This is a genomic window from Flavobacterium sp. (assembly GCF_965277525.1).
Taxonomy (GTDB): domain Bacteria; phylum Bacteroidota; class Bacteroidia; order Flavobacteriales; family Flavobacteriaceae; genus Flavobacterium.
On sequence record NZ_CBDIDC010000010.1, the window covers coordinates 37,931 to 51,859 of the forward strand.

Consider the following 13,929-nt stretch of genomic DNA (forward strand, 5'->3'; position numbering starts at 1 on the left):
TAAGGTACTAAACATTTAACTCCATCTGAATATTACAACGTTTATAAGGCGTTGCCAAACCAAACACTTTCTGGAAGCCAAGTTTATAATACAGGTTAATTGCCGGTTTTAAGATCGTATTACTTTCCAGGTATATTTTTCGCGCCCCTAATTCTCTGGCACTATTTACAATTGCCTGACCGAGCAAAAATCCAATATTTTTTCCTTGAGCTTTTGGCGAAACCGCCATTTTCGCCATTTCAAAATCATAATCTGAATTGTTCATTTTGATAAGCGCACAAACACCAACCGGTTCATTACGATATAAGGCAACAAAGATTTTTCCGCCCTTGTTCAAAATATACTCTTCCGGATTATCTAAAGCTTTATAATCCGCTTCTTCCATTTCGAAGTAGGTCGAAATCCATTCTATGTTTAAGGCTTTAAAAGCATCAAGATACTGAGGTTCAAATGAAACAATTTGTACATCCTGACTTTCACGTTTCTTCTTTTCCTCGTTAACTCTTTTAAACAACGTTTTTTGCTCTAACAGAAATTCCCATTCTTCAAGCGCTGCCCAGAGATTATGAGTTGATTCGGCTATTAAACCATCCACTGCAGCTTCAACATCATTCAACTGTAGTTTCAATTCTTTCGAAAATTCCCAACCTTTTGGTGTGAGTCCCACAATATTTCTACGTTTATCATTGCTTTTCAAGCTTTCTTCTACCAGCCCAGCTGCAATCATTTCCTGAACAATTTTGCTCACTGACGGTTGCGAGTGACCAATTTCCCCCGCAATTTGCGTAATGGTTATTTCCTTTTCTTCCATAAGGGTATAAAAAACCGGAAACCACTTTGGCATAAAATTCATACCATACGATTCATATATCCTGGCAGCGTCATCTGTTATAATCGCTGTCATTAAGCGTAACCGACTTCCTAAAGCCACCTTACCTACTTTATTAAAAAATTCCATATATAATCAATTACATAACTAGTTATGCAAAAGTAACTATTTTTTAGATATTAAGGTTCTAAGTGGGTAAGAATCTAAGTTTTTTTTTATTGAATTTATTCTGAAAACAATTTTCCTGGCCCTGATTAGCTCCTAAAAAAATTAGAATACACCTGGAGAATATTAAACAGAAAGAAAAATATACTATTTATAAATCCGCCACGAATTCACGAATTATATTTAATAAATATTCGTGAATTCGTGGCGGAATAAAATTGTGAAGACACAATGCTGTGCGCCTTTAAATTTAAATCTTTACCTGTAAAACTAAAAAACTTAGCAACTCAGAACCTTAGCATCTTTAATTAAGCTGTAATAGCCAACGGATTCAAATTGAATTTATATTCTTTTGGACTACAGTTAAATTTTTCTTTGAAGATTTTCGAGAAGTAACTTCTGCTGGTGAAACCAATACAGTAGACAATTTCAGAAATATTCAGGTCGGAAGTTCTGATAAGGATTTCAGCCTTTAAAACTCTCATGTGGGTGATGTAGTCGTTTACGGTTCTGTTGTGAATCATCTTGAAACCTTCCTGCAATTTATTTGGGGACAAACCTGATTTTTTACTTAGGGATTTAATAGTAAAAGCTTCTTCCGGATTGGCTTTAATAGCTTCAGAAAGTTCTTTGATCTCTTCCATTTCCCTTAGAGTCAAACAATTTGCATCCTTTGAAAAAGGACTCAGATCATCTGTATGTTGTTGTATTTCCATCGCCAGAATGATTCTTAGAATTCCTTCTTTTAAAAGATTTCTAACAATTCCGGTTTGTGTAATAGCATTTAATTGTTCTATTTTTTCAGCGATTTTTAGATTATAAGAACCTAAATAAAAGAAATCCTGAACGGTATTATTTTCAAAAAAGGTCTCTTTTACTTTTTGGTTCAGAGAATGCATTTGGTCCTGGGCCGAATGGTGTGTTCCCACAATAATCAAAGTAAGCTTCGTTTTTTTATCTTTTTCAAAAAACAGAATATTATCCTGCTTTTGTTTTGAAGTTACAATCGCAGTCTGAAAAGTTTTAAACACTCTTTCTTCACCAGTAGCACCAAAACTATGCAACAAGTTTCCTTTCGAACAATAAGCAAAATATATAGGAGATGAATTGACGTTGATGATATCCATACGAACATCTACCGAAAAAGTCATATCAAATTGAACATATGAAATATTATCATTAAAAGAAGCACCAATAATGGATCCTTTTGCAAAATTATTATTCGTTTCCAGTGTGTATTCGTCTAAATCAAAAGTTACTTTACCTCCGAAGTTTGCATTTAATTCTTCAAAAATATTTTGGGTTTTCTCTGTATTTATAGTAACTATTTTCATTTTGCAAGGATTTAAAATTCTACTTCATTTGATATAGATTTTAGAAAAAGAAAAATGTTCGTTTTATGGTAATGGTATTCTAAAATCTACAGGTCAAAGTTCGTTCAGAAATGCAGGAAAAACGTTATATAATTTTTTTAAATTGTTTTATAATTACTTACGTATAATTATTTTTATTTTAAAAATTTATACCTTACTGCTATAAATATTATCTCTTATATGAAAAGTTTTTCATTCTCCCCTATAGCCAGTGATGACGCTACAATTTTGATTTTAGGCACAATGCCCGGAACAAAATCATTAGAATTAAACCAATATTACGGTCATAAGCAGAATAATTTCTGGAAATTCATGTTCACTATTCTTAAAGAAGATTTCTCGAATGATTACGAAACCAAAAAAATGCTTTTGCAAAAAAACAAAGTGGCGCTATGGGATGTCCTGCAATTTTGTGACAGAGTTGGAAGTTTGGACAGCGCCATAAAAAATGAAATTGCCAATGATTTTGAAACGTTTTTAATCCAGCACCCCAATATCAAAACCCTATTATTCAACGGACAAAAAGCGGCTGCTTTCTTTAAAAAATACGTCCATCTAAAGAACAACTACCATCTTATCACTTTACCGTCTACAAGTCCGGCAAACGCAAGCAAAACATACCAGTCTAAACTAGAAGAATGGCAGATTATAAGTTCTTTATTAGTGGTCGGAAAATAAACATTTAATCCTTAAAAGTTGAAATAATGTAACATTTTCATTTTAAAATATAACTGGAATCTTACAAACTACTCTAATTTTACAAAAGAAATTAAAGCCATGAAAAAGATGAATCATGATAGTTGAGGCTTTTTTAAATATAGATATTACTGAGAAAACTTTTAATAAGTTTAATTATAAAGGAAACATTGGTTATGTTAGTTTATTTTTGGAAAAAAAGCTATTCTATTTTTTAGGATAGCTTTTGTTTTTTACATCAAACCCAAAACAAGATCATTATGAAAATTCAGACCTACTACAACCATATCAGGTTTTATACTCCGCACCATTTTATTTATTATCCTATATTGATGCTCTTTTTAGCGGCGAGTATTTACTTTGCTTTTACCACAGACGATACCTTAATCTGGTCGTTTATAAGCGTCGCATTTGTATTTTTATTTTGTCTTGCTTTTATGTTGCGTCAGCATTATGCGCTAATACTCCAAAACCGAATTGTGCGATTAGAACTTCGCTACCGCTATTTTACCCTTACCGGAAAAAGGCTCGAAGAGTTCGAATACAAATTGACGGATGATCAATTGTTTGCATTGCGTTTTGCTCCTGACAACGAATTGTTGCCATTGCTTGAAGACGCGCTAAAAAACAATCTTACCGGAGATGCCATAAAAAAAGCAATCGTACACTGGAAAGCGGATTATAACAGGGTTTAAAATAGCAAGTGCGAATATCAATTGCAATTGCAAAAATCAATGTCAATCTCAATTTCAGGAATCAGTATAAATAAAAGAATTAAAAAACTCAATTTAGACTTTCATCAGGCCGTTTTTCTTTTATAATTAAACAAAATATAAATTAAAAAACCAAGTAACCAGGCTCCTGTTACAACAGCAAAAAAGATTCCAATAATCGAGGGATGGAGATAATTGGGTTCATAAAACAATCTGTCTAAAGTCGTGAATTTATCTTCTAATATCTTTCTGTCAAAGTTATTATTGATTCCATTGAGCAGTTCATTATTATGATCTTTAAAATAGGCAACCTCTTTAGCAAGCTGTTTAGGAGTAATAGAACTTTGAACTTTATATTTTTTAAGCAAAGTATCCAGTTTCTGAAAATTAGCTACCAGCGAATCCGGTTTATATTTATAAATCAGCTTGTATCGTTTTACCGCAGCATCATATTGCTGTTTCTCAACCTGAACTCCTTTTACAGGATTGTACAGAGAATTATTCTCTACAAATATGCAAATATCGACATCGTATCCAGGGTTAACTTGTCTGCCTTTGTAGATAATTTCGGTACTGTCTTTTATGACATTTTTCTTAATGATTCTCTCCAGAAGTTCTTTTTTACCAAAACCAATACTATCCAAAATCGTACTCGTTGCAGCAGAAACTTTATTTAAGTCCGTTGTAAGCATTTTCAGTGTATCAATACTGTAATAATTATAATCAACACTATAATAATTACCCGAAATCAAAGTACTGTCCACAACCTCAATAACCGGATAAGGTTTTGGATACAAAATATTAAGCGGATTAAACAATTTCTCTGAACTATAAGAAGTATAATTATACAAAAACGGATTCAGAACATTAAGCAAAGTTTTGTCTTTATTGAATTTTGCCTCAGGCAATTCCGTTTTTAGTTTTGCATTCATACCAAAACTGTAACTGATAAAAAATGAAAAACTCATAAAAGAAATCAGCAGTAATACACCTCCAATTTTAAGCAAATCAGGAAATGAGTAATTACGCCTCGAATGGTTTTTTAACAAAAAGATTAGAAAGAAAAGTAAAAACAATCCTGTTACAAAAAAATGCGAAATAGATACATCATCATAAAACTTAAACCTGTAAAACTCTGTATAAATGTAAATATTCCCTATTCCTTCAAACTTAAAATAGCCGTATAAAAAATAGCCCATATGAATCAACAATAGCACTACAAAAGACTTTACGAAGAATTGTTTTAATTTTTTGTCCATAATTGTTTTCAGATTATACTCTCAAATATAGAGAATCCATTTTAAATGGCAATTACAATAGCAATTACAATGGCAAAAATTAATTTCAATATTACTATGGAATTGAGTAAGTTGGAATTTAAAATTGGAATTCAAAACTAATCAGGACGTGCCACCATTCTGACAAGAGGGCAAACTTACTGTGGGCCTATACGCCCTCTTATCAGAATGCTGTCGCGCTATACGCGCTACTTCGGTAGCCGGCTCCTATCCCTCACGCGGCATTCGTGTTTGAGAAATGTTTTTTTTGCAATCTTATCATCCCGGGAAACGACAAACTGTTGTGATTATTCCATGTAAAAAAACGCACTACTGTGCTTCTCTCCAAAACCTTTGAGCCTCTGAACCTCTCAAACTTCTCCAAAAATCTTTCAACTCAGAACTCTATTTAGTAATCTCAAACCCCTCCTTCACGATTTCTTTCTCCACCTTATTGATCAGCTTATTTGTTTTACCGGTAAGTCTTTCTTTTTTCCAATCACCTTTGGCATAAATAAGCATTGTCACAATAGCCGTAACAACGGTTGAAATTGGGAAAGCCCACCAAATTCCAATTGGCCCGAGTGATGTATTATGTGATAAAATGTAAGCCAGCGGAAATTGTAAAACCCATTGCGAAACCAGCGTTAGGATCATCGGAAGTGTTGTATTTCCAACTGCTCTAAAAACACCTAATAAACACATTTGAAGTCCTAAAAATCCCCACGAAAGACAAGTTATTCTTAGGAAAGTGGTACCACCCTCGATAACTGCAGGTTCGTTTGGTACGAAAAAAGCAATTAAATGCGGAGCCAAAACATAGGCAATCAATCCAATTCCGGTTAATAATCCGAAGCCCAGATAGGCACCTAATTTTGCTATTCTTCCGGCTCGAAGCATATTTCCCGCACCAATATTTTGTCCGACCAAAGTGGCAATGGCCATTGAAAGTCCCAAAGCCGGAATCATAATCAACTGAATCAAGTTAGATCCTGCTCCGTAAGAGGCTACAGTTGTAGTCCCAAAATGTACAATCAAAAACGTAATGGCCGTTAGACCAACTGCTCGCATGGATTGTTCTATCGATGACGGAAAACCAATTTTAAATGCTTTTTTAATATGTTTAAAATCCGGTTTAAAGTCTTTCAGTTGCAAATGAATACCGTGTTTTCCTCGAAACAAAATCGCAAAACCAATAATGATCGCCAGACTCTGAGTAGATAAAGTGGCCAAAGCAGCTCCTTTAACGCCCATTGCCGGAATAAAATTCCATCCAAAAATAAACAACGGATCTAACGCAAAATTCAGAATTACAGTTCCCAATACGATATAAACCGGCAAAGTAACACGACCAACCCCACGCATAACCGACTGGAAGATCATAAAACTAAAACTAAAAACCAGTCCGATAAAGGCAATTTGCATAAAACCTAAAGCGTTTGTATAAACTTGTGGTGTCACTTTTAGCAAATATAAAAAGTAGGGACTCAGCCAATAGCCTATAAACGATAAGACTATCGATACCGTAATGACCATCAACAAGGTTTGAGCTGCGACGTGATTGACCATTTCCTGTTGTCCTGCACCAAAATATTGTGCAATAAGTATTGATCCGGCAATTGCCAGTCCGGTTCCTAAAGCAATCGTCAGGAAAATTACGGGTGTACTTACAGAGACTGCTGCAACGGCATCTCCGCCCAAACGTCCCACCCAAAAAGCATCAACCAATTGATAAGCGGCTTGTAGTAAATTGGCAATCATAATAGGAACGGCCAATTTTAATAAAGAAGAAAGTATCGGACCTTCTAATAATTCGTTTTTGTTCATTTTAAATTTTATAATATTTATATTCTTACCAAGAATTACACAAATTTCACAAATTAGTACATGCATTATTCTTACTATGCCTGAAATACTTATTCTAAGTCAATTTTAAAAATTCGTGTTAATTCGTGTAATTCGTGGCAACCTTTTTTATTCAATCAAAGCGTATCCAATTTATCTGCGTAACCTCGCATCGTTTCCAAAGCTTCTGCTCTTTCCTTGTCTGAAAAAACAGCCAGAACCTCATCTTCCGCCTGTTTCATCAAAAGCCGAATTCTTTTTGCCAGGTCAGTTCCTTCATCAGTAAGACTTACAATATTTTTTCGTTTGTCCTCTTTGTCTTTATGAACGGCAAGCAGAGCCTTTTTCTCTAAAGCATTTATACTTCTCAAAATAGACGATTTATCACGCATCGTCATGTCTGAGAGTTCTCTTTGCGAAAGATTTTTTCGTTCCAAAATCATGATCAACGGAAGTTGTTCTAACTGCAGATTAATTCCCGCTTCGTTCATCAAAGCATTTGTATGACGAAAAATAGTCCGCTTCATTCGATGTATCTGAAAGAAAAAACTCTCCGAAATTCCGTCTTTAAAAGCATCAAAATCTTTTTCACTCTTTTCCATGAAACAAAATTACAAAAAAGAGTGACATGTCAACCAATTTTAACAAAACATATACTTAACTGATAAACACAGACTTGAATTAATAATAAGTTTCAAAAAACAGAAATGAATGATTTTTTTTGTTAACTTTAAGTGTTAAAAATGTGTCAATAAATTTAAAAATAAATCCAATGAAAAACTTATTTTATTTTTTGATAATTTCTCTTTTCTGCTTTTCAGTTCAGGCCCAAACCACCGCCGAAATTCCTGTAGAAAATTCCCTCCCTGCTTTGCAAAATGATAATTTAGAAAATCCTCAGGATTATGATGCTACAGATTTACCGTGGCGTGACAGACGTTTTAAAGTTACTGCCGGAGCTTTTTTTCCTATAAATAATACTGAGATTGAGGTGGGTACCAATGACGGAACCAAAGGCACGAAAATAGATCTTGAAGATGATCTTGGATTTTCAAAATCAAGTGCGTCTTTTATGGCAACATTTGACTGGCGTATTTCAAAAAGATCCAGATTAGGCTTTGAATATTTTGCTTTAGACAGAAGTTCATCTAAAACTTTAGAAAAAGACATTACTTTTGGAGAACATACCTATAATATAAACACCAGGGTAACTGCTTTTTTTGATGTTCAGATTGCAAGAATTGCTTATGGTTATGCTATTTTAGCAAAACCGAAGTATGAAGCTGGTTTATTAATTGGAGCCCATGTACTTTTTACAGATCTGGGTTTACGGGTCAATGCCAATCAGGCCAGTGCGGAATACAGAGATAGTTTTAATTTTACAGCTCCATTACCTGATGTAGGAATCTGGGGCGACTTTGTACTGGGAAAACGTTTTGGATTATATGTAAATGCGAATTACCTGGCTTTAAAAATTAACGATATCGATGGCCGAATTATTAGCTACAATTTATCTCTTTTATACAATGTACACAAAAACTTTAGTCTTACCGCCGGATACACTGGCCTGAATTTTAAAATTGATGCTGTAGAAAACAGACTTAACGGTTTTTTAAAATGGGGATATAATGGTCCTACTTTGGCTGCAGCCTATACTTTTGGAGGGCATATTAAGTTTAATAAGCATTAAAAACAATTTAACCGCAAAGGGCGCTAAGATTAATTTTACTTTACGCATAGAAACACAAAGTTCGCAAAGCCAGACCAATACAAAGCTTTGTAAACTTGTGTTTTTATAAAACCTGCCCTAGTAAAAATCTTAATGAACCTTGCGGTAAAATTACTACCCTGGTTTATCATTTTCTAATCTGAAAAACTACAACCTTAAACAAAACAAACCCGATGCCTTTTTCAAGATATCGGGTTCATTGCACCAACTTAAACTTAACTCAAAATAAACTTAAACTCCCTTATTTGCCGATTGGAGTAAATTTTATAGCTGTTCCTCCGCCAGCTGCCAACTTAAGATCTAATATTGTTTTATTATTTACTTTTTGTTTTGAAATGGTTACAGGATAAGGATTGGTTTTATAATTCGCTCCGGCTCCATCCGCATAAATTTCGGCTTCGTATTCTTTTCCATTATCCAAAAATGATAAAGCCACTTTTAGATTTCTGGCAAAGCTATTAGTAATAGTGCCTAAGTACCAATTTTTCTCATCCCAGTCTTTACGGACAATTGTAGTATATTCACCTATTTTAGAATCTAAAACTTTAGTGTCTGACCAGGTACATGGAACGTCTTTTATGAACTGAAATTCCGGTTTTCCTTCATAATTTTCCGGTAAATCCGAAGCCATTTGCAACGGACTGAAAATAATAACATATAAAGCCAATTGATTGGCTAAAGTGGTTTGTACTCTTGCTCCTGAAGGCGTTTTATAATCAAAATTGAAATTCCCCGGCGTGTAATCAAAAGGACCTGCGAGCATTCTTGTAAAAGGCAGAGTCGTCAAGTGTTCCGGAGTATTTCCGCCATCAACAGACCAGGCGTTGTATTCCTGTCCTCTTCCGCCCTCTTGTGTCATAAAGTTTGGATAAGTACGCTGTAATCCTGTTCCTTTTATAGGTTCGTGATTGTCGATCATAATATGGTATTTAGCCGCCGTTTCCATTACTTTTCTGTAATGACGTGCTCCGTATTGACTATCGTGCCATTCTTTTTTATCCAGATATTTATTTACATAACCTGTTTTTACGGTATTTACACCCATTTTCTGATACAATTTAAAAGCATCTTCTAACTGGCTTTCATAATGTTTAGTCGCTCCTGCCGTTTCGTGATGTCCTATTAAACGAACATTTTTAATGGCGGCATACTTTGTAATTTCTTCCAGATTAAAATCAGGATAGGCTTTTATAAAACTAAATGAAGATCCATCAGCAGTCCAGTCGCCGTCCCAACCTTCGTTCCAGCCTTCTACCAGAACTCCGTCTAAATTGTTTTTTGCAGCAAAATCAATGTATTCCTTTGTATTCTTAGTGGTTGCACCGTGTTTTGGCCCTTGTCCCCAAGTGTATTTTTCTAAATGCATTCCCCACCAGATTCCAATATATTTTGAAGGTGTAATCCAGGAAAGGTCTTCAATTTTTGAAGGTTCGTTTAAGTTCAGCATAATAGTTGAAGTCGCCACATCACCTGGAGTTTTCCCTACTACAATAGTTCTCCATGGGGTTTTAAAAGGCGTTTCGGCATATACTTTTACACCATTGGCCCAAGGCACTAATTCGCTTTTGTATTGTTTGTCATTTGTTTTAAGTAACGTCATTGAGGCAAAATCGGTCAGGTTGGCTTCGTGAATAGCCACAAATAATTTTTCTTTGGTTTCAAAAGTTGCCGGTGTATTGATCGTATCAGTTTTACTTACCGGGGTTTTACGATAGGTACTTTCGTAATAACTGTTTTCGCGATGTACGGGAATCCACCAAACATCATTATTTGATTTAAAGGTAAATTGCGTAATCTCATTGGATATTTCTACTTTATCTAGATGAGGCTGTTTTGGAAATTCGTATCTAAAACCCACACCATCGTCAAAAACCCTGAAGATAATAGTAACTAAACGTCCTTCTCCTTTTGACTCTTTCAAATGAACAATTAATTCGTTGTGGTGATCTCTAACTTTTTTGAATTCTCCCCAGGGTTGTTCCCAGGTTTCATCGGCTGATTTTTCTTCGGTGGAAACCACTTCAAAGCCCTCTGTCATTTTTTGGATTCCTTTAAATTCAAATCCTAATAAAGAAGGTTCTATAACGGATTTTCCGTTTGCTGTAAAACTATATTGGGGCTGACCTGAAACAGTTAATTCAAAAACTAATTCTGTATTTTTCCCGGGAGAACTTATTTTGTATGTTTTTTTAGTACTGCAGGCAAATAGTAACATTGATGCTAAAGCGATTAGACAGTATCTGTATTTTATGTTTTTCATTATTTAATTGTATTAATTACAGCTCTTATTTAATTTCGTTTAGTAACTGTTTTGCTTTTGCAGGTTGCAGGGAAACAAAATAATTAAAAGCCTGATCTAATTTTTTCTGGGCATCGGCATTGCCTTTCTTTTCTATTCGCAGATTGTACATTTTAGTAATATCCGGAAAAACCGTTTCAGTATTTTTTACGCCGGCAAATGCTTTTACTTTTTCGATATACGTATAACCAAATTCTACTGTTGGTTCAAACATTGTTCCTTCTCCAAAGTCATTCCAGGTAATCAATTGCAGATAATTGACATTGGCATTTTTAGCCAAAGAAAGTGTTTCATCAAGTGTAGCTCCGTTGTTGTGCTCTATGGTCCATCCAATAGCTGCTCCGCCACCACCTTCGGCATAAAAATCTTTAAAACCGGGATATGCACTCCCCATTGCAACTGCCAGTTTTGGTTTTGTATTGGTATAGAAATTCGTTAAGTATGTATTGTTTTTATACACCCAGGCGTATTCTCCTGATGCAGTATCGCCAGCTTCAAACGATTGATCCCAAAGGGTCAAAAAAGTAGGTTTTGTGCTTAAAGTACTAAAAACGTTTGTCCATTCAGCTGGTGTTTGTAAAACAATTGGTCCAAAATTTAATAATAATGGTTTTCCGTTTATTCTGATGTAATTTTTATCTGTAAAATAATTCGTTTCTATATATCCCAGATCTGTTTTTGCGGCACCTGTAACTGAAATTGCTTTTCCGGCATCGACAACATTTTTTGTTACTCTGTCTTCGTAAACAATAGCATATTCTAACCCAACTTTATTTAGCATCGCAATAAGTTGCTCTGTATTTTCTTTTACCATTCGATAATCGTTTACATCAAAAGTGCCATACCAATCGATCAAAACTCCGTCGATTCCTGAATATTTCATCAATAATAAATGATTTTCGATCACATTTTTATCGCCTGAATGATAAGGGCCAATGAGCGGATAATAATACGATGCAATTTCTCTCCGATTGTTTGCTCCTATGTTGTTTGGATTTTTGTTGGCCATTGTCCAGTGATATCCCCATTTTTTATCGGCACTACTTTCATTGGTTTCAAACCAAGGCATATAGTGAACATAAATTTTGGTGCTATTTGTTTTTTCAATCGCAACAGGTTCAAATGTTTCCGGTTCTACAGGTTTATCAGAATTTTTATCATCGCTGCTACAACCCGCGACGACCATAATATTCATGATCCCAAAAAACAGTAATGTGATAGATCTTTTCATATTGATGTACTATTTATTTTTATGACTGCCTCATGGTTTTTGACTAAATCGTTCTAACCCTGTAATCGGTACCTAAATTTTCTCTCGCAGATTTTGCAGATCTGGCAGATTTATTTTTTTTGCCACTGATTAAAGGATTAGAAAAGATTTTTAATTCTCAATTTTTAATTTAAATCACTATTTCTATAAGTTTAAATATGTCAGCCTTCCACGACTAACCAACACGGAAGACTGACATGCAATATCTAGTACCCGGGATTCTGTACCAGATTTTTATTAGTAGTTAAAACTGTGCTTGGAATTGGGAAAATAGCTCTGTATTTTTCAGTTGCTCCTTTTTCCCACCACGGTTTGAAGAATGTCCCAAAACGGATGTTATCTGTTCTTCTTCTTCCTTCAAAAGTAAATTCCTTCAACAATTCTTTATCAATAAATTCAAGATCGATCGTGGTTGGCATTTCTTCTCCGGCACGAGCTGTAATTTGTTGAATAAATGGTTTTGCCAAATCAGCAGATCCTAAACGCACATAACATTCGGCTTGCATCATTAAAATTTCGGCGTAACGAATTAAAACAAAATCATGATCGCGTTCCCATTGTTCACCGGCTTTCATCTCGTATTTTCCTAAACGAACTCCCTGATTTTCCTTAGCATCGGCAACACTTGTCACTTCTTCTGTATAGGTAAGAGGTTCTCCGCTATCCATTAAAATAACCTGACCTGTTGCGATATTAATCTGGTCGCCAGCTACCATACATTTTCTTCTTTTATCTGTTGCTGCAAAAGCAGAATAAACACCGGGTTGTGCGCACATTCCGTTGGCACTCCACGGATAATCATTTGGTAAAGCAGAAATTGTTAATTTATGTAAGTAATGACAAGACATTGAGTTCATATAATTGCCCACTGTTCCTGCTTTTTGATCGTATGGAATTGCAAAAATAATTTCCGGTGATTTTTCGTTTTCTGTAGCAAAATTGGCAAAGAAATCAGGCGCTAAAGTATATCCCGTAACTTTCTGGCACATATTGATACAATCCTGCCAACGCGCTGTACCAATAAAAGCTTCTGAATTCAGGTACAATCTCGCTAACAAAGAATACGCTACATTTTTTGTCAGTTTGGAATACACTACATTTGAATTTAAATTAGGAATTGCATCCAACAATTCTTTTTCTACGAAATCATACACTTGTTTTCTGGTAGAATTTGATGGCAAAGAGGTATCTTCAAAATTGACTACGATTGGCACATTTCCAAATGCATCTAAAAGGTTGTAATAGTAATACGCTCTCAATGCCTTTAATTCTGCATAAATTGGTGCTTTCGCTGCAGTTGTCAGAGATGATTTATCGACTTGGTAGATAATTGAATTGATTTTAGCAATTCCGGTATAGTTGTAACGCCAAGCCGAAAGGATCAGACGATTATCTGCTTTCCAGGTATGCTTTTGTGCGTCCTGATATTGACCTCCATCGTACCAGTTGGTTCCTCTTGTTGGAATGGTAGCTTCATCTGAAACTGTTTCATTCAAGAAGAATACATACTCACTGGTTGGATAGTTATTTGATATACCATCTGCAAATCCTCTTAACGAAGAATAAGCTCCACCAACCAATGCATCCACTTCTTTTGGAGTGCTTCCAAAATTTCCATCTTCTACTCTGTCATATAAATCTTCATTAAGATTGGTACATGATATCGTAAAAAGCACGCTCACTATTATTGCTGCTGTTATTTTGATTTTCATTTTTTATATTTTTGAGTTATT

General features: G+C 34.8%; 11 protein-coding genes. 3 read left to right on the forward strand and 8 right to left on the reverse strand.

The genetic code is table 11. From position 1 onward, the window contains the following. Window positions 1-7 precede the first annotated feature (7 nt). Together ACQY44_RS20745 and ACQY44_RS20750 are read right to left on the reverse strand one after the other, a co-directional pair. The gene (locus tag ACQY44_RS20745; RefSeq protein WP_428232182.1) at window positions 8-958 is read right to left on the reverse strand and encodes a bifunctional helix-turn-helix transcriptional regulator/GNAT family N-acetyltransferase; all 951 of its coding nucleotides are present in this window, start codon (window positions 956-958) and stop codon (window positions 8-10) included. Window positions 959-1,302: 344 nt separating this feature from the next. Beyond that, the gene (locus tag ACQY44_RS20750; protein ID WP_428232183.1) at window positions 1,303-2,328 is read right to left on the reverse strand and encodes a helix-turn-helix domain-containing protein; all 1,026 of its coding nucleotides are present in this window, start codon (window positions 2,326-2,328) and stop codon (window positions 1,303-1,305) included. Window positions 2,329-2,547: 219 nt separating this feature from the next. On the opposite strand from ACQY44_RS20750, the gene ACQY44_RS20755 reads away from it, so the two are divergent. After that, the gene (locus ACQY44_RS20755) at window positions 2,548-3,045 is read left to right on the forward strand and encodes a DNA-deoxyinosine glycosylase (protein WP_428232184.1); all 498 of its coding nucleotides are present in this window, start codon (window positions 2,548-2,550) and stop codon (window positions 3,043-3,045) included. A 278-nt stretch (window positions 3,046-3,323) separates the two neighbouring features. Continuing rightward, window positions 3,324-3,758 (forward strand): DUF6526 family protein, encoded by a 435-nt coding sequence (locus ACQY44_RS20760; protein WP_428232185.1) that lies wholly within the window; start codon window positions 3,324-3,326, stop codon window positions 3,756-3,758. Between the two features lie 104 nt (window positions 3,759-3,862). On the opposite strand, the gene ACQY44_RS20765 is transcribed toward ACQY44_RS20760, so the two are convergent. The 3 genes from ACQY44_RS20765 to ACQY44_RS20775 all read right to left on the reverse strand — a co-directional run bounded on the left by ACQY44_RS20765 (window position 3,863) and on the right by ACQY44_RS20775 (window position 7,500). After that, window positions 3,863-5,035 (reverse strand): hypothetical protein, encoded by a 1,173-nt coding sequence (locus ACQY44_RS20765; protein WP_428232186.1) that lies wholly within the window; start codon window positions 5,033-5,035, stop codon window positions 3,863-3,865. A 423-nt stretch (window positions 5,036-5,458) separates the two neighbouring features. Then, window positions 5,459-6,880 carry an MATE family efflux transporter gene (locus tag ACQY44_RS20770; protein WP_428232187.1) on the reverse strand — a complete coding sequence of 474 codons (1,422 nt, stop codon included), beginning with the start codon at window positions 6,878-6,880 and terminating at the stop codon, window positions 5,459-5,461. Between the two features lie 155 nt (window positions 6,881-7,035). Further along, the gene (locus ACQY44_RS20775) at window positions 7,036-7,500 is read right to left on the reverse strand and encodes a MarR family winged helix-turn-helix transcriptional regulator (RefSeq protein ID WP_428232188.1); all 465 of its coding nucleotides are present in this window, start codon (window positions 7,498-7,500) and stop codon (window positions 7,036-7,038) included. Between the two features lie 170 nt (window positions 7,501-7,670). Between ACQY44_RS20775 and ACQY44_RS20780 the strand changes: the two genes are divergently transcribed. Then, window positions 7,671-8,588, forward strand: a complete 918-nt coding sequence (locus tag ACQY44_RS20780) for a hypothetical protein (protein WP_428232189.1) — start codon at window positions 7,671-7,673, stop codon at window positions 8,586-8,588. 280 nt (window positions 8,589-8,868) lie between these two features. Here ACQY44_RS20780 and ACQY44_RS20785 read toward each other — a convergent pair whose 3' ends face one another. From ACQY44_RS20785 to ACQY44_RS20795, 3 genes are all read right to left on the reverse strand, one after another. Beyond that, window positions 8,869-10,887, reverse strand: coding sequence for a glycoside hydrolase family 97 protein (locus tag ACQY44_RS20785; RefSeq protein WP_428232190.1), 2,019 nt, complete (start codon window positions 10,885-10,887; stop codon window positions 8,869-8,871). 25 nt (window positions 10,888-10,912) lie between these two features. Further along, the gene (locus ACQY44_RS20790) at window positions 10,913-12,157 is read right to left on the reverse strand and encodes a glycoside hydrolase family 71/99-like protein (RefSeq protein ID WP_428232191.1); all 1,245 of its coding nucleotides are present in this window, start codon (window positions 12,155-12,157) and stop codon (window positions 10,913-10,915) included. A 245-nt stretch (window positions 12,158-12,402) separates the two neighbouring features. Then, a complete protein-coding gene (locus ACQY44_RS20795) occupies window positions 12,403-13,908 on the reverse strand; it encodes a RagB/SusD family nutrient uptake outer membrane protein (RefSeq protein ID WP_428232192.1) in 1,506 nt (501 codons plus the stop codon). Between the last annotated feature and the right edge of the window lie 21 nt (window positions 13,909-13,929).